Raw genomic sequence first — 19,196 nt, 5'->3', positions numbered from 1 at the left:
AGCCCCTGCCGCGGCGAATAGCCAAGCGCGTTGTAGCGCGCCGCCTCCACATTCTCGCTGCCCGGCGCGGGCCGGGTTCGCCAGCCGACGATCCGGTCGGCATATTCAGCGGCGGCGTCCTTGCGGGCGCCGAGCACGACGAACAGGCCGATCAGCATCTCCTTCGACGCGTAGTTCAGATCAAGGCGGCCGGCCTCCGACGTAAAGGTGACACCGACGCTGGCATCGTCGAGACCGAAATGAAACGTCCCCTGCTGCGGCCTCGTCTTGTCGTCCGTCAGCGTCAGCTGATAGGCGGTGAGCTCGAGCCCGGCCGACACCAGCGCCTCGGTCTGCAACGACAGGTCGCTGGCCGCCAGCGCGCGCGCCGACGCGGCCAGATAGGCCGAGAAGATGATCGCCAGCGACGACAACGCCAGCAGGATCCAGAGCACCGCAACGATGACGAAACCGCGATTGGCCGGCGATCGGCCGATCTTGCCGGACGCGCGCATCACGTCTTCCCCTGATCAGTGCCACTGCCGGAACTCTGCTTGTCGCCGCAATTGCCGTCCGGCTTGGTGCAGTCGCTCGGAATCTGGACATGGACCGGCGCGATGGTCGAAACCGACAAGACGCGCTGGCTCGCCACATCGCGCACGGTCAGCCGGATCATCGCCGGCAGTCTGTCGGCGTCCTTCCAGGCGCTCTTCCAGGCTCGGTCAGCGCCGGCATAGGCGAACGACAGCCGATAGGGCGCGCGCAGCAGCACCACCGGACTGCCGAGATGGACCTGCTCCGACAGCGACACCCCGTCGGCAAGCGGCGTGAAGCGCGTGTGCGTGCGAACCGTGACGAACTCGCCGCGATCGCTGACCTCGCCAAGGCGCACCACATCGAGCCCCGGCCCGGCATTCGGCCCCACCGACGTGCGCACGAACATCACGGACAATTCAGATCCGTCGAACAGCGGCTTGTGGCTGTCGCGGTTGGCGGCAACGAACTCCGCGGCCGCAAGATCGGCGCCGATCCGCTCCAGCGCGATCCCGATCAATTCGCTGCGCTGGATCCGGTCGAGGCCCTTGTTCCAGCTCGGTAGCCACTGCGCCGTGATGCTGGCGAGCGCCGACAGCAACAGCCCCATCAGCGCCAGCGCGACGATGGTCTCGATCAGCGTGAAGCCGCGCTCGCCCGTTCGCTGGTCTGCCCATGCCCGGGTCATTCCGACGACCTCGGCATCAGGCGAACGGTGCGAATGTCGGACAGCGCACCGCCCGGGGATTTGACGCGAATGCGCACCAGCTCCGGGGCCCATGGCACATTGCCCTCGGGCACCTTCCAGTCGCCGCCGAGCGGAGCGACGTCGATGGTCCAGCGGTAGCCCTCCACCTGCCCCGTCGAGGTGCCCGACTGCAATTCCGCGCGGGGCGGGATGCCGACCGTCATCAAGGTGCGCACCGCCTGCATCAGCGCCACGTGCTGCTCCAGCGCCCGCACGCCGCGCGTCTTGACGCCCATGACGGCGCCGATCGCAACGATCGAGACAGCCACCAGCGCCAGCGCCACCAGCACCTCGATGATGGTAAACCCCGCATCAGCGCGGTTAGTTGGCGGCGACGTCGCGAGCAACGATTTCAACCCTTCCGGTAAGCCAGTTGACGCGGACCTCATATCCCGCATCGAGCCGCGTCAGCGCGATGGAGCCCCCACAGGAACCGCCATTGGCGAAGAAGCGGATGGTTGACAGTGCGGCGCGGCGCTGACAGCTCTGCGGCAGCACGGCATCGAACCGCACGTCTTCGGGGATCCGCACCGTCATGTGCGACGCGCCGGAGTGGATCACCCGGCTCGGCGCATCAACCAGCGTCGCAACGCTGGTGCTGCGCTCGATGGCGGCATTCCGGTCGGCCTTCAGCAGCGTCGCGGTTTGCAATGCATAGGCCTGCAGGCGCGATCGCGAGGTCTGGTGCGGAATGAACGGAAGCAGCACGGCCGCCAGCAGCGCGATGATGGCGAGCACGCACACCATCTCGAGCAGGGTGAAACCGCGCTGCGTCGCGTCACTCATGCTTGCCATGCATCCTTACTGGTCGTTGTTCGCGGCGGTGGTCTTCTCGAGCGAGATATCGGCCGAGGTGCCGCTGCCGCCCTCCTGACCATCGGAGCCGTAGGAGACGATGTCATACGGTCCATGTTCGCCCGGCGAGCGATAGAGATAGGGGTGGTTCCAGGGATCGTTCGGGACGTTGCCGCCCTTCAGATACGGGCCATTCCAGGCCGCGACCCCCGGCGTGCGCCGGACCAGCGCGGCAAGCCCCTCAGCCGTGGACGGGAAGCGCCCGGCGTCGAGATAGAACAGGTCGAGCGCGCTGGAGAAGCTCTGCAGCTGAATGCGCGCGGTCTTGACCTTGGATTCGCTGAGATAGTTGAGCACGCGCGGCCCGATCAGCCCCATGATCAGGCCGATGATCGCGATCACGACCAGCATCTCGACCAGCGTGAAGCCTTCCTGCCCTGAACGCCTTGGCCGTTGCGACGGCGTGCGAGCGCGTTCCGCTCGCGTGGCGAATGCCTTTATGATGGTGCTGCGCGATATCATGGCCGATGACCCCTGCTCTAACCGACTAGCTGCGTAACCGAGAGCAGCGCCGTCATGACCGACACGATCAGTCCGCCGACCACGGTGCTGATCGTGATGATCGCCAGCGGACCGACGATGCCGACGACCCGGTCCAGGCTGCGCTGCAATTTTGCTTCGTAGAATTCCGCGACCCGCCCGGCCAGCACCGGCAGCTGCCCGGTCTCTTCACCGAGCCGCAGCATGCGGACCGCCATCGGCGGCAGGCTGTCCGCCACGGCGAGTGCTTCCGACAATTTGCCGCCATGGCGGACGCGGTCGGCGGCGGCGGTCCAGTTCGCCTCGCTTCCGGTCACTGACATGATGTCGACCAGGATGCGCAGCGCGGCGGTGAGGTTGACACCGCTGCCGAGCAGGACGCCGAGATTGCGGCAGAACAGGCTGGCCCGATAGAACTGGAAGGCGCTGCTGATGCCCGGCACACGCGAGATGGCGTTGACCAGCGCGGCGCGCACGCGCGCCTGCCGTAGCAGCCACCATGCGAGCGCAATCGGCGCCGCGCTGATCAGGCTTGCCACGGTGGCATTGGCGCGCAGGAAATCCGACACCGCAATGAAGCTGGCGAGCGCGGTGTCCGACTTGCCGCCGAAATCGCCGAGCACGGTCGAGAATTGCGGCAGCACGAACAGCAGGAAGAACAGCATCACACCGGACGCCGCGACCAGCACGAAGGCCGGATATTGCATGGCGTCGGTCAGCTTGCGCCGCATCTGCTCGGAACGCGCGCGCTCGGTCCCCAGCATCTCCAGCACGGAATCGAGCGTGCCGGAGATTTCTCCCACCCGGACCAGGGCGATGTACATCGGCTGGAACAGGGTTGGATGATCGGCAACCGCATCGGCAAAGCTCTCGCCGGTGAGCAGGGCAGCGCGAATCTTCGCCACCACTGGACGCATCCGGCCGACATCGGCGTCGCCGGACAGCAGCTCCAAGGCATCGTCGAGCCGCGCACCGGCCTTGAGCAGCAGTGCGAGATCACGCGTGAACGTGGTGACCTCGGCCGCGCTCGGCCCGCCGAACAGGCTGCGGCCACCGGTGGCTGCGCGCTTGTCCTCGGTGGTTTCGATCGGCAGCAGCTTGAGATATTCGATCCGCCGCGCCACCTCGGCCGCCGTCGGGGCGGAGATCGTGCCGTTCACGATCTCGCCGGCCTGGGTCAGAGCGCGATAGCGATAATTCGGCACGGCGTCACCGCACCGTTGCGACGCGGAGGATCTCGGCAGGCGAGGTCAATCCGGCGCGGCATTTGGCGACCCCATCGTCGAGCATCGTGGTCATGCCCGAGCGGATCGCCATCGTATCGATCTTCAGCCCGTCGGTTCGCTCCCCGATCAGTTCGCGCAGCTCATTGGACAGTTCGAGCAACTCGAACACGCCGAGGCGGCCGCGATAGCCGGTCCCGCCACAGCGCTCGCAGCCGCATGGCTCCTGAATGATCTCGTCGGCCTTGAAGCCGAGCGCGGCGACCCGGGGGTCCTCGGCGAAATCGGCTGTTGCCAGCGGCCGCGCCGTCTTGCAGCGCTCGCAGAGTTGCCGGACCAGACGCTGCGCGATCACACCGCGCAGCACCGAACGCAACAGATAGCCTTCGACCCCGAGGTCGAGCAGACGCGGCACCGCGGCAGCTGCGGTCTCGGTGTGCAGCGTCGTTAGCACCAGATGCCCGGTCAGCGCCGCATGCACCGCGACATGGGCGGTCTCCGAATCGCGGATTTCGCCGACCATGATCACATCCGGGTCCTGGCGAACGAAGGACCGCAGCGCGGTGGCGAAGGTCAGGCCGATCGCGGGCTTGATCTGGGACTGGTTGACGCCGGGAAGCTCGTATTCGACCGGATCCTCGATGGTCAGGATCTTGCGGCTCGGCTCATTGAGGATCGACAGGATCGTGGCCAGCGTCGTGGTCTTGCCGCTGCCGGTCGGTCCCGTGATCACGACCATGCCGTGCGGCAGCTTCAAGAGCCGCCGCAGCTTGGCTTCGTCAGGCTCGGAGAATCCGAGCTTTTCGACCACCAACAGGCCGCGATCCTTGGGCAGGATACGAATGACACAAGATTCGCCGTGCTGCGTCGGCATGATCGCGACGCGGATATCGATGTCGGTGCGACCGGCCCGCAGCCGCGCCGCGCCGTCCTGCGGCAGGCGGCGCTCGGCGATATTGAGGTTGGCGATGATCTTGATGCGAGAGACCACCGCCTGTGGCAGCACGCCCGACAGCGCGGCGACCGGCCGGAGCAGGCCATCGATCCGCAAGCGCACCGTCAGTCCGCCGGAAAACGGCTCGACATGGATGTCGCTGGCACGAAGCTCGACCGCCTTCTCGATGAGATCGTTGACGGCGCGCACCACCGGCGCGCCGCTGGCGAGATCGCGCAAGCTCTCGATGTCGTCTTCGCGGGGCAGCGCCGCCGCGCTATCGGCGGCCTCGGCCTCCTCGGCGCTGGAAGAGTTGTTCAGCGCGATGGCGACGTCTTCCGACGAAGCCACCTTCACATGGATGCCGGCGCCAAGCACGATCTGTGCCGCCCGCAGCGTTGCCTGATCGGTCGGGTCGACGACGGCGAGCACCGTGGTCCCGTCGACCGCGCGGCACGGATAGACCATGGTCTCGCGCAGGAAGCGCGGCGAGAACGATCCGACCAGCGGCTCGGCCGAGGTCATCTCCTGGAGCGTCAGCCGTCCAAGCGAGAAAAAGCGCGCGGCTTCGTCGGCGAAGTCGGTCGGGGAGAGGCTGGTGACCTCCCACAGTTTCAACTGCCTGACGTCGGCGCCCTGCCCGGTCCGCTCAGCCGGTCCATCGCTCGGCGCCAGGTGATTGTTCTGACGCAGATAATCCACGAACCGAACGGACAGGTCGTTGGCCATTCTCGATATCCCGCCACACTATCCCGGATCAGTTCGTGCCAAGTGCCGCTGCGTGCCGTCGCGTTCGGCTCCCGGCAATTGTGCGGTTATCGATCCGAAGTGTGACAGCTGTGCGAAGTCACATCATTCGTCCCGCTCAAGAAACTTTGAGGGTGGCATCGCGGACACAAGCAGCGCATCGGCTGCACAGTTTAGGTGCGACGCGATGGGCCGGTCGCGAACGACAATCATGTAACCAATTTATTTCTGTCATGTTCGATCGCTAAGAGTCCCTCCGGGGTAGGACCGATCGTCGCAAGCAATCGAAATTTCAGTTAGTCAAAGCGAAGGGCCTTCATGCAACGCGTAGGCACAGTGGGCCGCTGCCCGACGATCCGTGGCGGCCTCGCAGCCATTTTTGCCTTGACGTCATTGGGGTTGTTGGCGTCCTGCAATTCCGCGACGGTCGGCGAGAGCGTGGACGCATCCCAACTCGACGTCACCGACAAGGTGCGCTCGCTGGATCTGGCGCAGCGCCAGCCGCAACCGGTGAACGCACTGGCGGCGACGGGCGGCAGCCAGAGCGGCAGCGTCCGCGCGGCGATGTATGACGGAAGCGAAGTGACGGCGGTTGCCGATGCACGGCCGCAACCGGCATCGAACGGCAACGGCTTCGACCTGAATTTCGAGAGCACGCCGGTCGCGACCGTCGCCAAGGTGGTGCTCGGCGACATTCTGCATGTCGGCTACACCATCGACCCGCGGGTGCAGGGCACGGTCAGCCTGGTCTCGGTCCGCCCGGTGCCGAAGTCCGACATGGTGTTCGTGCTCGAAAACGCACTCCGCCTGAGCGGCGTCGTGCTGCTGAAGGATACGGCAGGCTATCGCCTGACCCCGCTCGGCGACGCCGTCGGCGGCGGCCGCGTCGATGCCGCAGCGGCCAATCCCGAACCCGGATTCGGCATCTCGGTGGTGCCCCTGCAATATGTGTCGGCGCAGACCCTCATGAAGCTGACCGACAGTTTCGCCACCAGGGCCGGCGCGATCCGCGCCGACACGACGCGCAATCTGCTGCTGATCCAGGGCACCGGCGCCGAGCGCCGCACCGCGGTCGATACCGTGCTCAGTTTCGACGTAGACTGGATGCGCGGCCAATCCGTCGGCATCTTCCCGATCTCGAGCGGCTCGCCCGCGCCTGTCATTGCCGAGCTGGAGAAAATCGTCGATTCCGGCGAGAACGGCCTCAGCCAGAACGTCATCAAGTTCATGCCGATCGCGCGCCTGAACGCGATCCTGGTCGTGACCAAGAAGCCCGACATGCTGCACACGGCCGCTACCTGGATCAAGCGCCTCGACCGCAACGACACGGCGCGCACCTCGGTCCATGTCTATCGCGTCAAATACGGCGATGCGCGCCAGATCGCGCGGGTCCTGACCGACATGTTCCTTGGCGGATCGTCCGGCAACCTGCTCGACAGTGCCGACAGCCAGCTCGCGCCCGGCTCCGGCACCTCGTCGACCTCGAGCGTCGCCGACCGTCTGTCGCTCAACAACAACAACGGCGCGAATTCAGGCATGAGCGGCTTTGCATCCCGCGGCACGTCGGGGACAGGCGCAACAGGCCAGGGCCTTGGCCAGGGATTCGGCGCCGGCGGGCAAGCGAACAATCCCAACAATCCGGGCCAGGGCAACAATGCCGCGCTGGATGCCGGACGCGGTGCCGGCGGCGGCAACGGGCAACCCGTCATGCAGGACGTCCGGATCACGCCCGATGTCGTCAACAACAATCTCCTGATCTATGCCGACCAGGCCAACTACCGCATCATCGAGTCGACCCTGCTGCAGATCGACGAGCCGCAGCTCCAGGTCGCGATCGACGCGACGATCGCCGAGGTCACGCTCAACAACACCTTGTCCTATGGCGTGCAGACCTATCTCACCAGCCAGAACCTCGGCCTGAAGCCGAACACCGGCTCGATCCTCGGCACCCAGGCGACTTCCGCGCCCGCGACCACCACAGACGCGACCACCGGCGCGGTCTCGGTCGCGGGATCGCTTACCAATGCCTTCATCAACCAGAGCTTCCCGGGCTTCAACTTTCTGATCGGAAATGCAACGCAGCCGAGCCTGATCCTGGATGCGCTGCACGCCGTCACCAGCGTCAAGGTGCTCTCCAATCCCTCGCTGGTCGTGATCAACAACCAGGTCGCGACCCTACAGGTCGGCGACGTCGTCCCGGTCTCGACCGGCAGCGCGACGGTGCTGACCACGAGCAACACGGTGGTCAACACCATCGACTATCGCAACACCGGCATCATCCTGAAGGTCTCGCCACGCGTCAGCGTGAACGGCACCGTGCGGCTCGACGTCGAACAGGAGATCAGCAATGTTCCCCAAAGCAACGGCAGCACGGTCAACCTGACGCCGACCGTTTCGGAACGACGGGTCAAGAGCCAGATCTCGGTGGCCAACGGTCAGACCGTGCTGCTGGCGGGCCTGATCAGCGAGCAGCAGAGCGGCGCCCGCAATGCGCTTCCGGTGCTCGATCAGATTCCGGGCCTCGGTGACGCCTTCGGACATCAGAGCAACGGCACCCAGCGTACCGAGCTGATCATCTTCATCCGCCCGCAGATCATCCGCAACGGTTCCGACGCCCAGACCGTGGCCGAGGAGCTTCGATCGAAATTGCGCGGCAGCATCGCCACGACGTCGACCAATGCGCCGATCACCACCAGCTATCACTGAGCCGGGCAGCAGGATGCGCCGCGTTCTCGCACAACGGACGGGCCTCTCGGCTTCGCTTGCGATCGTGGTTTGGGCGGTGACCGCCTCTGTCGCGAGCGCTGACAGCGTGGCGCGCGGATCGGCCGCCTTCCATCGCGGCGACTATGTCCGGGCGGCTCGGGAGCTCGCGCCGGCCGCCGAGCGTGGCAACGCGCGCGCCCTCGGCATGCTCGGCTTCTTGTATGAGCACGGCTTCGGCGTGCCGCAGGCCTATGCAGCCGCCGCCGACTGCTACTATCGCGGCGCCGTGCAGGGCGACCCGTTCGCGCAGGCCCAGCTCGGCCTGATGTACGACAAGGGTCACGGCGTTCCGACGGATTTCGTGCTGGCCTACAAATGGCTCAATCTGGCCGCGGCCCGCTCGAACGGGTGGCAGCGCGATGCCTATCTCCGGTTCCGCGATGCGGTCGCATCCAAGCTTTCGACCTATGAGATCATTGCCGGACAGCGGTTCGCACTGGAATGGGCGCCCGATCGGCCGGCGCCGGACGTGCACCTGACCGTCAAGTAATCGCGGCTTACGAGGGCGCGCGTATGAGGCTCGCGGACATGCGCCTGCCTCGTACCTTGCGCCGCCGCAACCGGCGCCAGCCGATCACGATCCCGCTGATCGAGATAAGCGTGCCAGCCGCCGACAGCAGCCACACCACGACGTCGCGCGCCGGCGAGATGCGCAGCAGCAGCGGGACGTCGAGGCTGTGCAGCGCGTTGAACAGCCAGCGGTAGGACCGACGGCTATCGTCGCTGCGGTCGAGGATCTCGCCGGTGACGGGCGAAATGTGCAGCCAGGTGTGAGCAGGATCGTCGAAGCCGATCCGCAATACGGGAAGCTCGCGCGCCTGGTGCAGCGTGTACCAATAGGCATCAGGCTGATCCAGCTGTCGCGCCGATATCATCGTTGCTCCCGGCATGGCGCGCCGGGCCGCCGCGATGATCTCGTCACGCGAGATCGCTACAGGCGCGCCGGTCGCGGGATCGGCGAGGCTGCGGCGGCCACTACCATCGTCGAGCAACATCAACCGATGTCCGCCGATCCAGACGAAGCGCGCCTCCACCGCGGGCATGGAGGGTGCCGACTGGAAGCCGGCGACGATGTCGGGCGTGTCATGGCCGCTGTAGCCGATCGTAATCTCACGGGTGACGCCGCGAGGGGAGAACGCGCCGCCGGGATTGAGCGAGAGCCAGCCGCTGAACATCCAGGTGAGAACGAAGATGCCGCCGATCAGGCCGGCAATGTGATGCCAGGCCATCCAGCCGCGATAGGGCGAGACGGCGCCGCTCGCGTAGCGGCGCGTCAGCCGCATGCGCAAAATGCCGATCCAGAAGCCGGTAACCGCGACGACAAGACAGACACCCGAGATCCACAGCACCACATCCCGCCACAGCGGGCCGTCCTTGCGCAACACGGTCGGATAGATCCAGTGCGGGATCGAGCCAAGCCAATTCCAGATGCGCTCGCGCCGCGTGGTGTCGAGCGCGATCTCGCCGGTGCGCGAGGAGACATAGAGCTCCGTGCCATCGGCGTCACCGAGGCGGATCAGATAGAGCGGCCGCAACGAATCGAAGCGCGCCGTGACCGACCATTGGTCGCGCGTGATCGTTTCGATCAAGCGCGGCTGCACAGCATGCGGATGATGAGCGGTAATGGCCAGCGCCTGGTCCGGCATGATCCGGTCGATCGCGCTGCCGTCGATCGCCGAAATGGTGATCATCCCTCCCTCCCAGCCGGCCACCCGATAGACGGGCGTGTCGTCCATCATCGAAAGTCGCAGATCACGCGGATAACGCTCGACACCCGCGATCGCCATCGCGCGATCAGGCGTGACCCGCACCTTGCTCCAGGGAATGACAGGAAGCGCGGCGAGGCGCTCGCTGTCGGTGAGGCGCGGAAAGGCCACGTACATCATGACGAGGCCGGAGATGAACCACATCGCGAACAAGAGACACGTCGCAATGCCGATCCAGCGATGGACGATATAGAGCCACCGCCGCCCGCGCCGGATCAGAGCGTTGCGCATGGTCAGAACTTCACGTTGACGGACAATTCGGCGGTACGCGGCATGCCCAGCAGCCACTGCCCGGTGCCGTTCGAGGTCACCGCGTAAGCCTTGTCGAACAGATTGTAGAGGCGGAACGCGACCGTGGTCCGGTCGTCCGGCTTCCACCTGACGCCGCCATTGACCACATTGTAGCCCGGCCGCAGCTGGGTGTTGGCGAGATCGGAGTACATCGCACCGACGATCTGCACGCCGCCATAGGCCGACCAGTTGGGCGCGAAGTCCCAGGTCAGCCAGACGTTCGAGACCTGCTGCGGCACGTTGACCGGGACATTGCCGTTGAAGCTCACGATCTTGCCGCCGACCACCTGGCTGTTGTTGTCGTATCTGGCGCGCAACAGCGCAACATTGGCATCGACGCGCCAGCCGTCGTTCAGCGCGAGCCCGATCGATCCTTCGACCCCGCGGGATGATTGCTGGCCGATCTGCAATGCCAGGCCGCCGGTGGGGTTGCCGGGATCGGGAATCGTGAGCCCGGTCTTGACGATCTCGTAGGCAGCCAGCGTCCACTCGCCGCGACCGCCCCAGAACGACTGCTTGACCCCGATCTCGGTCTGCTTGCCCGTCGCAAGCTGGAACGTTTTCTGCGTGGTCGACAGTGAGATCAAATTGCTGACCGGATCGACGCCGACCGCGTACTGGCCATAGAATGCGAGGTTCTTGATCGGCTCGTAAACGAGGCCAGCGCGCCAGCTCGTGCCTGATAGCGTCGTCTCGAAACTGTTTGCCGGCGCCTTGTAGTCGGTGCGGTCCACCTCGGGGCGATCATACCTGACCCCGGTGACGAGCGACAACTGATCGGTCAGCGAGAGACGATCCTCGGCGAACAGCGCGTATTGATTGACGATCGCATTGAAGCCCGGCGTGGTCGCCGTCGTCGTCGCGAAGAACGACCCGGGATCGAACACATAAGGATTGACCGACGACGCGCCGCCATAGGGCGAGTTATTGGTGTGGGTGAAGTCGATCCGGTTGACGTCGAAGCCGGCGACAAACTGGTTCGCAAGTCCAAACACGTGACCACTGAAGGTCGCATCCATCCGATTGCCGAGCTGCTTCTGGTCGTGGAAGATCTCAATATAGCTCGTGCGATCGATCAGCTGGGTCTTCGGATTCCAGGTGTAGTTCTCGATGTCGCGCCAGTGCCGCTCGCTGGTCAGGTAATACAGCGTGTTGTTGATCTTGAAGCCGTCGGCGACGTCCCACTCGGTCTTGAACCGGGTCCAGCTGTCCTGATAGCGGATCGCGCTGTCCAATGCATTGTAGTTCTTGAAGCGCAGCGCGTCCTGGATCGAGCCGTTGATCAGCGGCGTGCCGAAATAGCGCGACGGGCTGCGGTCGCCGTAGTCCTCCGAGAGCGTGAAGGCGAGATTGTCCGACGCCTGCACCCGCACGGCAGCGGAGACTACCGCGTTCGAGGTCTTGTCGCGATCGACCCAGCCGTCCGACATGTTGCCGGTAGCGTTGATGCGGTACGACACATTGGGATCGATCGGACCGGTGCTGTCCACGGACAGCCGCCGCGTCATGTTGCTGTCGAGCGAGACCTCGGCCTCGTTAGTGGGCGTATTGAGCGGTTTTTTCGGGATCACGTTGATGACGCCACCGATCGCGCCTTCGCCGTACAGCACCGAGGCCGGACCGCGCAGCACTTCGATGCGCTGCGTCGACCAGGTGTCGTAGGGGAATGTCAGGGTGCCGGAGCCGATATAGAAGCGCGTGCCGTCATACAGCGTCATCACCGAGTTGCTGCCGGCAAAGCCGCGGGTGCTGAACGACAGGCCGCCATTGCCGGGCGCCGGCGTCGCGACGAACCCGGCCGCGTCCTGGGTGACGGCATCGAGCACATTGTGCTGGCCGCGTTCGGCGATGGTCTGCGCCGTGATGATCTCGACGCTGGCCGGCGTCAGCAGCGGTGTCAGATTGAGACGACTGCCGGTGCCGCCCTGCGTGGTGGCATTGAGCGTCGGCGATGCCGATCCCGATGCGCCCGACGCTGCGACGCGCGGCGCGTTGCTGGCTGTTGCGATCGTCGCGGGCCTCGGCCGTGGCCGCGCCGCAGCGGCCATGTCACGGCTGCGCGCCGCAGGCTTCGGCTTGGCGGTCACCGAGGGCGCGACCTCGATCGGATCGAGCCTGGTTGGTGGAGGTGTTTGTGCCGAGCCTTCGGCCGGCAACAACAGCGATGACAGGGAGCAGACGAGACCGAGGCGCCATTTGCGCGCAACGGGAAAGGACGGAGACATGAAACGACTCGCGGTAACGTGGCACGTCACCGCGAACGCGGACTGGCGCATTGCCCAAAAGGCAGTGCTCCGATCCCACCAGGACGCCCCCGCCCGATGTGCTCGCGTGTGACCACGACTGACGGCAGGTCTCCTGGCTCACGGGTCATCGCCTGTCGACGCCTTCCCGGGCCGATGGCCCAGTGGCAAATTGACGAAAGGCTCGCCGTTTACAGTTGCGGGGACAGCTGCGGTATTGGGGTTACCCTCGCACCGCATTCCCTTTTGATCCCCGAAGGGAACCGTCGGCAAAAAACGATAGGTGGTGCCGGCAAGGCTGTCAATTCGATGCGATTGTCGCACACATGCTTTGCGGGATGGAGCTGCGGCGATGACATAGCGGCATCCGCGGATGACGCGGAGATGTAATCCCGTCATCGTGAGGAGCCGCGAAGCGGCGTCTCGAAGGATGCATGGCCACAGCCGGGCGTCCATCCTTCGAGGCTCGCTCTGCTCGTGCCTCAGGATGACGGAACCATAAGCTCACATCACTCGATGTCGACACATCCCTGCATGATCGCATCGATCTCGGTGCGCGACAGAGCACCCATCTCGGCGATAAACACGATGCGCGTGCGCGGCACGCCGGGCGACGGCACGCCGCCCGCACCCAAGGTCGCGCGGCCGCCGGCGAGTTGAAACACCGTCAGCCGCCCGGGCTGTTCCACCGTCTCGAACAATCCCTTCGCCCGCGCCAGCTTCGGCGCCAGTCTGCCGATCGCCTGCTGCAAGCGCGGCAGCACGACGGGCCGCTCCGAGGTCCAGCTCAGCGTCTCGAAGCGATCCGACGACGGCCGTCGCGGCGCGGCCTCGCGCGGCGCCGGCACATGATCGAGGTCCGCCGGGAACAGTAGCGCGGCCGGCACCTCGCCATGCAAGGCATCAACCACCACGGCCGCCGGACGCGCCGCGCGCACGGCGTCGCGGATCGCAGCGCACGCGGCGGCGTCGGCCAGATCGACCTTGCTCAGCGCCACCACGTCCGCCGCCCGGAGCTGCGACCGCAGCAGAGCATCGTTCAGCACCGCCGCAGGCTGCGCCGCGTCGACCACGCACAGCACCGTCTCAAGCGGCGCCTCCTTCCAGATCACGGGATCCATCAGGTTGCGCACGATGTCGGCGGGATCGGCGATCCCGCTGGTCTCGATCACGATGAATTCGGGACGCGGATCACGCCGCAACAGCGTGGCGAGCGTGCGCAGCAGGTCGCCCTCCAGCGTGCAGCAGATGCAGCCATTGCTCAGGCTGACCACGCCGTCGCTGGCGCCCGCGATCAGCTCGGCGTCAATATTGATCGCACCGAAATCGTTGACCACGGCGGCGATGCGCCGCCCTTGCGCATGCGCCAGCAGATGGTTGACGATCGTGGTCTTGCCCGCCCCGAGGAAGCCCGCGACCAGCAGGATCGGGACCGGCACCTCAGCCCCCCGTGACGGGGCGGCGCACCGGCCGGCCGGGACGCGCCGCGACATCGAGCACACCATCGCTGATCAGCGGCTGGCCGCTGACCACGAGATGCCGCACGCCCTCCGCCGGACGATTCATCGCGGAAAAGGTCGCGCGATCGCTCAGCGTCTCGTAGTCGAACACCACGACATCGGCGTCGGCGCCGACCTGCAGCCGGCCCTTGGCCCGCATCGCCGGCGTGCTCGCCGACAGGATCTCGGCCGGGATCAGCGCGCATTTGCGGATGCCTTCGAGCAGCGACACTTTCTTGCGCTCGCGCACCCATTCGCGGATGAAGCGGGTGAAGCAGCCGGCCGAGCGCGGATGCGAGGTGGCATCATCAGGCAGCGGCCAGGCGTCGCCGCTGTAGGGACGGCCGTCCGACAGCGTCCACGGCATCGCGTCGGAGGCGATCGCGCCGCCCGGATACAGCACCGCCATATCGAGCAGATCGCGATGATGCGCGTTGTTCTCGATGTCGAGCACGTGCCACAGCACCAAGGTCGAGGGCTCTTCGGCCTGTGCCGCCAGCAGCTCCTCGCGGCTGCCGAAACGGTGACCGTCGGTCACGCGCTGCACCGAATCGTAACCGAGGCCGTTGCGCTCTTCGAATTTCGGATCGCTGAAGAAGGTCGCCGCCAGCACGGTCGAGCCGGTGCCGTAGGGATAGGCCTCCACCGTGATCGGCAGGCCTTGCGCCTGCGCTTTCGCGATCAGCCCAACACAGCGTTCGATATCCGTCTTGCTCGACGAGTTGAAGTGGCAGATGTGCATATGCGCGCCGGTGGCGCCGGCATAGCCGATCAGGCGGATATAGGCCTCAGCCGCGCTCTCGGGATCGATGCGCGACATGTACGCGACGTGGGTGAAGGTCGGCACCGCATGATCCGCCGCGAGCTGGCACACCGCGGTCAATTCCTGCACGCCGGCACCCGGCGCATAGGCGTTGAGAATGCCGATCCCGATACCGCCCTCGTTCAGGCCGATCGCGAGGCGGTCGAGGATGCCGCCGACCTCGCCTTCGGTCGCGACGTTTTCGATCCAGCGGCGATCGCGCATCGCGGCACCAAACGATTCCAGCGAGCTTTCCGAATTCGAACCGGTCATCGCACCGATGCGCGCGAAGGCCCAGTTGGCGGCGGCGCCGTAGTTCAGCACTCTGCCCTTCTCGGCCTGGCGCTTGTACCAGGACGCAACCGGCAGCACGCCGGCCTCGAGGTCGAGCGACGTCGTCACCCCGTCGAACGCCTGCATGCGGTCGGCCGGAATGGTCTGGCCATGCGCGTGCAGGTCGATGAAGCCCGGCGCCACCACGAGCCCGGTCGCGTCGATCTGCCGTTCGGAACCGCCGAGGCCGGTGCCGACCGCGGCGATCTTGCCGTCGACGACGGCGACATCGCCGATCGCGTCCATCCCGCTGGCCGGATCCACCACCCGGCCACCGCTGATCACCAAGCCACCCATCTCGCCACTCCCCGCATTCCGAAACCGACCGGTCCCTTGTCGAGCACAGAGAAGCGCATCGCACTGATCGCAGCAAGCCGGCCAGGGTTGTGGCGACATGCTGTGACGGAATATCCGCCGCGCGGTGATGGCGATTGCAGAGCGAGGCCTTTCCTACGCTCCGGTTGCACGACGCGACGGCAGCCCGCGCCAGAGATCGGGGCCGGGCTTCACGCGGCTCGCCACGAGCTTCGGCGGCGTGCGGTCCTTGGTGTGGTCCTTGGCGATCGCCGCTTCGACCGCCCGCTTGAGCCTGGCATTGTCGATCTGCGCCAGGAATCGCCGGACGACGGCCTCCTGATCCGCGGTCTGACCAGCGATCGCCGCGCACAGTTCCGCGGTCGTCCTGCGGAAGAAGTGGAAGGCGTCATCGGCCGCGCCACCCAGCCGGTCAACCTCGCCGGCCACGCCGAGCGCATGCATCCGATCGTCGTCGTCGAGCGTCACCGCGAAGCGCAGCACGGCAAGCTGCCAGGCACGGAGCAGCTTGCTCTCCGGTTCGGTCGCATTCTCGCGCATTAGTCGAACACCCCGCGCGCCTGACTTCCTTCGGCTGTCGAGGGAGGTCGGGCGTGGCGCGACTATCCTTGTGCGGGAATAGATTTTCGAGGGGAGCGCGCGCCCGATCGCATAGGAATCGCATAGGCGGAGCGCGGCGAGCCCCAATTCGCTCAGATCCCCTCGAACTGCAGCCGGGCCAGCCGGGCGTAGAGGCCGCCAGCGGCGACCAGTTCGGCGTGGGTGCCCTGCTCGACGATCCTGCCCTGGTCCATCACCAGGATGCGGTCGCAGGACAAGACGGTCGCCAGCCGATGCGCGATCACCAGCGTGGTGCGGTGGCGCATCAGTTCCTCCAGCGCGGTCTGCACCAGCGTCTCGCTTTCGGCGTCGAGCGCCGAGGTCGCCTCGTCGAGCAGCAGCAGCGGCGCATCGCGCAGGATCGCGCGCGCGATCGCGATGCGCTGGCGCTGGCCGCCGGACAGCGTCACGCCACGCTCGCCAAGCTGGGCGTCGAAGCCGCCGGGCAGCCGGCGCAGGAATTCGCTGGCATGGGCGAGATCGGCGGCACGCTCGACCTCGGCGTCGGTCGCATCGGGCCGGCCGAACCGGATGTTCTCGCGGGCGCTGGCGGCGAACACCACGGAATCCTGCGGCACCAGCGCGATGCGCGCGCGCACCTCGGCCGGATCGGCCTGCCGGATCGGCACGCCGTCGAGCGAGATGGTGCCCGATTTCGGATCGTAGAAGCGCAGCAGCAGATGGAACAGCGTGCTCTTGCCGGCGCCGGACGGGCCGACGATCGCGACCTTCTCCCCTGACCGGACCGAGAGCGACACTTCATCGACCGCAAGCGCGTCGGGCCGGGTCGGATAGGCGAAGCTGACATCGTCGAAACCGACATCGCCGCGCGCCGGCTGCGGCAGCGCGCGCGGCGAAGCGGGCGCCGCGATCTGCGGCCTGACGCGCAAGATCTCGAACAGCCGCTCGGCGGCGCCCGATGCGGCCGAGACCTCGCCCCAGACCTCGCTGAGCTGGCCGAGGCCGCTCGCCGCGAACGCCGTGTAGAGAATGAACTGGCCGAGCCGGCCCGGACTGATGGTTCCGACCAGCACGTCGTGCGAGCCGACCCAGAGGATCACGACGACGCTGGCGAACACTATGAAGATGACGATCAGCGTCAGCACCGCGCGCGCCTTGGTCGAGCTGCGCGCGGCTTGATAGGCCTGCTCGACCTCGCCGGCAAAGCGCGTCCTGGCGAGCCGTTCGCCGGTATAGGCCTGCACGGTGCGGATCGCATTGACCAGCTCCGAGGCATAGGCGCTGGCATCGGCCAGCGTGTCCTGGGCGGTGCGCGACAGCCGCCGCACCCAGCGGCCGAACGCCACCAACGGAATCACGATGATCGGAATCGCGAGCAATACGAAGCCGGACAGCCGCGGGCTGGTGATCACCATCATCGCGGCGGCGCCGAAGAACAGCATCAGATTGCGCAGCGCAATCGATACCGACGCGCCGACCGCGGACTTGATCTGCGTGGTGTCGGCGGTGAGCCGCGACACCAATTCGCCTGACCGCGCGGAATCGAAGAACGAGGGCGACAGCGAAATCAGATGCGCAAACACGTCGCGCCGGAGATCGGCGACGATGCGTTCGCCGATCGTCATCACGAGGTAATAGCGCGAGGCGCTGGCGCATGCGAGCACCGCGACGACCGCGATCATCACGCTGAAATAGCTGTTGATCATCGCGATGCCTTCGGGCGTGAAGCCCATATCGATCATCCGTCGCACCGCGACCGGCACGATCAGCGTGGTGATCGCGGCGATCGTCAGCGAGATCAGCGCGAGGATCGCCCGGCCCTTGTAGCGCGCCACATAGGGCGCGAGCGCAAGCAACGGCCGCAACCGGGCACGGCTCTTCGCCGGCTCCGTGATCTGGCTCTCGATGAAGGCTTCCTCATCGAGCAACGCGTCGCGCGGGGGCTGCGGGGCGCCACGCGGGGTCTCAAGCTGTTCGGCTACGCTCATCAATCTAGACCGGTTCTATCGCCCCCCACATAGGCCCGCCGACCCCCGGCTGGCAAATCCGGTAAAGTCCCAATCCGGTGATGGGCTTAGGCCCTTTCTTGGCTTGTTTTGGCGGGCTCCATGGGTTATAGACCCGCTCAAATCCCGTATTCCAGACATCTTGAGACGGGCGCCGGCGCGCCGAAGGAACTGTCATGAAAGCCGATATTCATCCGAATTATCATACGATTAAGGTCGTCATGACCGACGGCACCGAGTACCTGACCCGCTCGACCTGGGGCAAGGAAGGCGACACGCTGAACCTCGACATCGACCCCAAGTCGCACCCGGCCTGGACCGGCGGCACCCAGCAGCTGATGGATCGCGGCGGCCGCGTCTCGCGCTTCCAGAAGAAGTTTTCGGGCTTCCTCAAGAAGGACTAAAGTCCGCTTCGGGATCGCCCCGGCACCACACGCAAAACGCCCCCGACTCGGGGGCGTTTTTGTTTTTGGGGGCCGCTCCGGATTGGCGGGCTGAACGGGCCCGCGATTCTCCTGCTGCGTCGTCCTGGCGAAAGCCAGGACGACACCAAATGTGTTGCACCGGCTGCGAGTCACACATCCGCCCTCTCGCGACATGATCTGTCCGAGCTTTGCATTTGTTTCGCCGCTCTGGAAACAGAGGGCGCAGGGAAAGTCGGGTGCCGATCGCACCCATGGGCCCCGAGCAATGGGTAGAAAGCTCGGGGGTAGGACCACAGGTGTAACCGGAAACAACCCGGCTTTCCCTGCGCGATGGGTTACGGCTTATACGTGCTCACCCCGGTGAGACTGGGCTTTGTTGTCACCGCTTTCGCAAACGCTTGCGCACTTTGCGAAAGGACACCTACCGCTAGGGCGTCAGGCCTGCACGATTTCACCGTCCGCCGCATGCGCACTCGTCAGTTGCACACTCGGCGTCCACCGCATCTCACCGCAACACCGTGACGATGCGCAGCGCCCCTCGATCGGGTGAGACGGGTGTTCTATACACTGGGTTATCCTTCGGATAAAGCGAAATATTTTCGCGCGCGAGGATTGACAGGTTTTACTGAGTTGCCCGTCGAGTTGTTTTGTCGCACCCGACGCAACAGGATTGATCGCGCACCGCATGA

General features: G+C 65.9%; 15 protein-coding genes, 1 pseudogene and 1 riboswitch. Of the genes and pseudogenes, 3 read left to right on the top strand and 13 right to left on the bottom strand.

From position 1 onward, the window contains the following. The 7 genes and pseudogenes from ACVWY5_RS43025 to ACVWY5_RS42995 all read right to left on the bottom strand — a co-directional run. Positions 1 to 494, bottom strand: a pseudogene (locus ACVWY5_RS43025) (type II secretion system minor pseudopilin GspK); the annotation flags it as partial. After that, the gene (locus ACVWY5_RS43020) at positions 494 to 1,201 is read right to left on the bottom strand and encodes a prepilin-type N-terminal cleavage/methylation domain-containing protein (protein ID WP_028333655.1); all 708 of its coding nucleotides are present in this window, start codon (positions 1,199 to 1,201) and stop codon (positions 494 to 496) included. The pseudogene ACVWY5_RS43025 and the gene ACVWY5_RS43020, both read right to left, overlap by 1 nt. Beyond that, the gene (locus ACVWY5_RS43015) at positions 1,198 to 1,617 is read right to left on the bottom strand and encodes a prepilin-type N-terminal cleavage/methylation domain-containing protein (RefSeq protein ID WP_244978550.1); all 420 of its coding nucleotides are present in this window, start codon (positions 1,615 to 1,617) and stop codon (positions 1,198 to 1,200) included. The genes ACVWY5_RS43020 and ACVWY5_RS43015 overlap by 4 nt, the downstream gene beginning before the upstream one ends. Beyond that, positions 1,583 to 2,047 carry a type II secretion system protein gene (locus ACVWY5_RS43010; RefSeq protein WP_028333657.1) on the bottom strand — a complete coding sequence of 155 codons (465 nt, stop codon included), beginning with the start codon at positions 2,045 to 2,047 and terminating at the stop codon, positions 1,583 to 1,585. Before ACVWY5_RS43010 ends, ACVWY5_RS43015 begins: the two co-directional genes overlap by 35 nt. A 15-nt stretch (positions 2,048 to 2,062) precedes the next feature. Continuing rightward, positions 2,063 to 2,578 carry a type II secretion system major pseudopilin GspG gene (gene gspG, locus ACVWY5_RS43005; protein WP_028333658.1) on the bottom strand — a complete coding sequence of 172 codons (516 nt, stop codon included), beginning with the start codon at positions 2,576 to 2,578 and terminating at the stop codon, positions 2,063 to 2,065. A 17-nt stretch (positions 2,579 to 2,595) separates the two neighbouring features. After that, entirely contained in the window at positions 2,596 to 3,801 is a 1,206-nt protein-coding gene (locus ACVWY5_RS43000; RefSeq protein ID WP_028333659.1) for a type II secretion system F family protein, read from the bottom strand. Positions 3,802 to 3,805: 4 nt separating this feature from the next. Then, the gene (locus ACVWY5_RS42995) at positions 3,806 to 5,482 is read right to left on the bottom strand and encodes a GspE/PulE family protein (protein WP_028333660.1); all 1,677 of its coding nucleotides are present in this window, start codon (positions 5,480 to 5,482) and stop codon (positions 3,806 to 3,808) included. 336 nt (positions 5,483 to 5,818) lie between these two features. Here ACVWY5_RS42995 and gspD point away from each other — a divergent pair, with 336 nt between their 5' ends. Together gspD and ACVWY5_RS42985 are read left to right on the top strand one after the other, a co-directional pair. After that, positions 5,819 to 8,206, top strand: a complete 2,388-nt coding sequence (gene gspD, locus ACVWY5_RS42990; protein WP_321176739.1) for a type II secretion system secretin GspD — start codon at positions 5,819 to 5,821, stop codon at positions 8,204 to 8,206. Between the two features lie 76 nt (positions 8,207 to 8,282). Continuing rightward, entirely contained in the window at positions 8,283 to 8,756 is a 474-nt protein-coding gene (locus tag ACVWY5_RS42985) for a tetratricopeptide repeat protein (protein WP_028333662.1), read from the top strand. 7 nt (positions 8,757 to 8,763) lie between these two features. Here the strand turns inward: ACVWY5_RS42985 and ACVWY5_RS42980 are convergent, their stop codons facing one another. The 6 genes from ACVWY5_RS42980 to ACVWY5_RS42955 form a co-directional block, all read right to left on the bottom strand. Next, positions 8,764 to 10,263 (bottom strand): PepSY domain-containing protein, encoded by a 1,500-nt coding sequence (locus tag ACVWY5_RS42980; RefSeq protein ID WP_028333663.1) that lies wholly within the window; start codon positions 10,261 to 10,263, stop codon positions 8,764 to 8,766. A gap of 2 nt (positions 10,264 to 10,265) precedes the next feature. Beyond that, positions 10,266 to 12,548, bottom strand: coding sequence for a TonB-dependent receptor (locus ACVWY5_RS42975; RefSeq protein ID WP_028333664.1), 2,283 nt, complete (start codon positions 12,546 to 12,548; stop codon positions 10,266 to 10,268). 106 nt (positions 12,549 to 12,654) lie between these two features. Continuing rightward, positions 12,655 to 12,849, bottom strand: a riboswitch (cobalamin riboswitch). Positions 12,850 to 13,075: 226 nt separating this feature from the next. After that, on the bottom strand, positions 13,076 to 14,005 hold the full coding sequence (locus ACVWY5_RS42970; RefSeq protein ID WP_028333665.1) for a GTP-binding protein: 930 nt from the start codon (positions 14,003 to 14,005) through the stop codon (positions 13,076 to 13,078). Position 14,006: 1 nt separating this feature from the next. Then, positions 14,007 to 15,497: an amidohydrolase family protein gene (locus ACVWY5_RS42965; RefSeq protein ID WP_028333666.1), complete on the bottom strand. Its 1,491-nt coding sequence runs from the start codon at positions 15,495 to 15,497 to the stop codon at positions 14,007 to 14,009. A 153-nt stretch (positions 15,498 to 15,650) separates the two neighbouring features. After that, positions 15,651 to 16,055, bottom strand: coding sequence for a hypothetical protein (locus ACVWY5_RS42960; RefSeq protein WP_283089303.1), 405 nt, complete (start codon positions 16,053 to 16,055; stop codon positions 15,651 to 15,653). Positions 16,056 to 16,207: 152 nt separating this feature from the next. Next, positions 16,208 to 18,064 carry an ABC transporter ATP-binding protein/permease gene (locus ACVWY5_RS42955; protein WP_028333668.1) on the bottom strand — a complete coding sequence of 619 codons (1,857 nt, stop codon included), beginning with the start codon at positions 18,062 to 18,064 and terminating at the stop codon, positions 16,208 to 16,210. 194 nt (positions 18,065 to 18,258) lie between these two features. Between ACVWY5_RS42955 and rpmE the strand changes: the two genes are divergently transcribed. Further along, positions 18,259 to 18,486 (top strand): 50S ribosomal protein L31, encoded by a 228-nt coding sequence (gene rpmE, locus ACVWY5_RS42950; RefSeq protein WP_016845230.1) that lies wholly within the window; start codon positions 18,259 to 18,261, stop codon positions 18,484 to 18,486. Positions 18,487 to 19,196 lie beyond the last annotated feature (710 nt).

Source organism: Bradyrhizobium sp. USDA 3256 (assembly GCF_054058275.1).
This window is presented reverse-complemented; position numbering and strand designations above follow the sequence as displayed.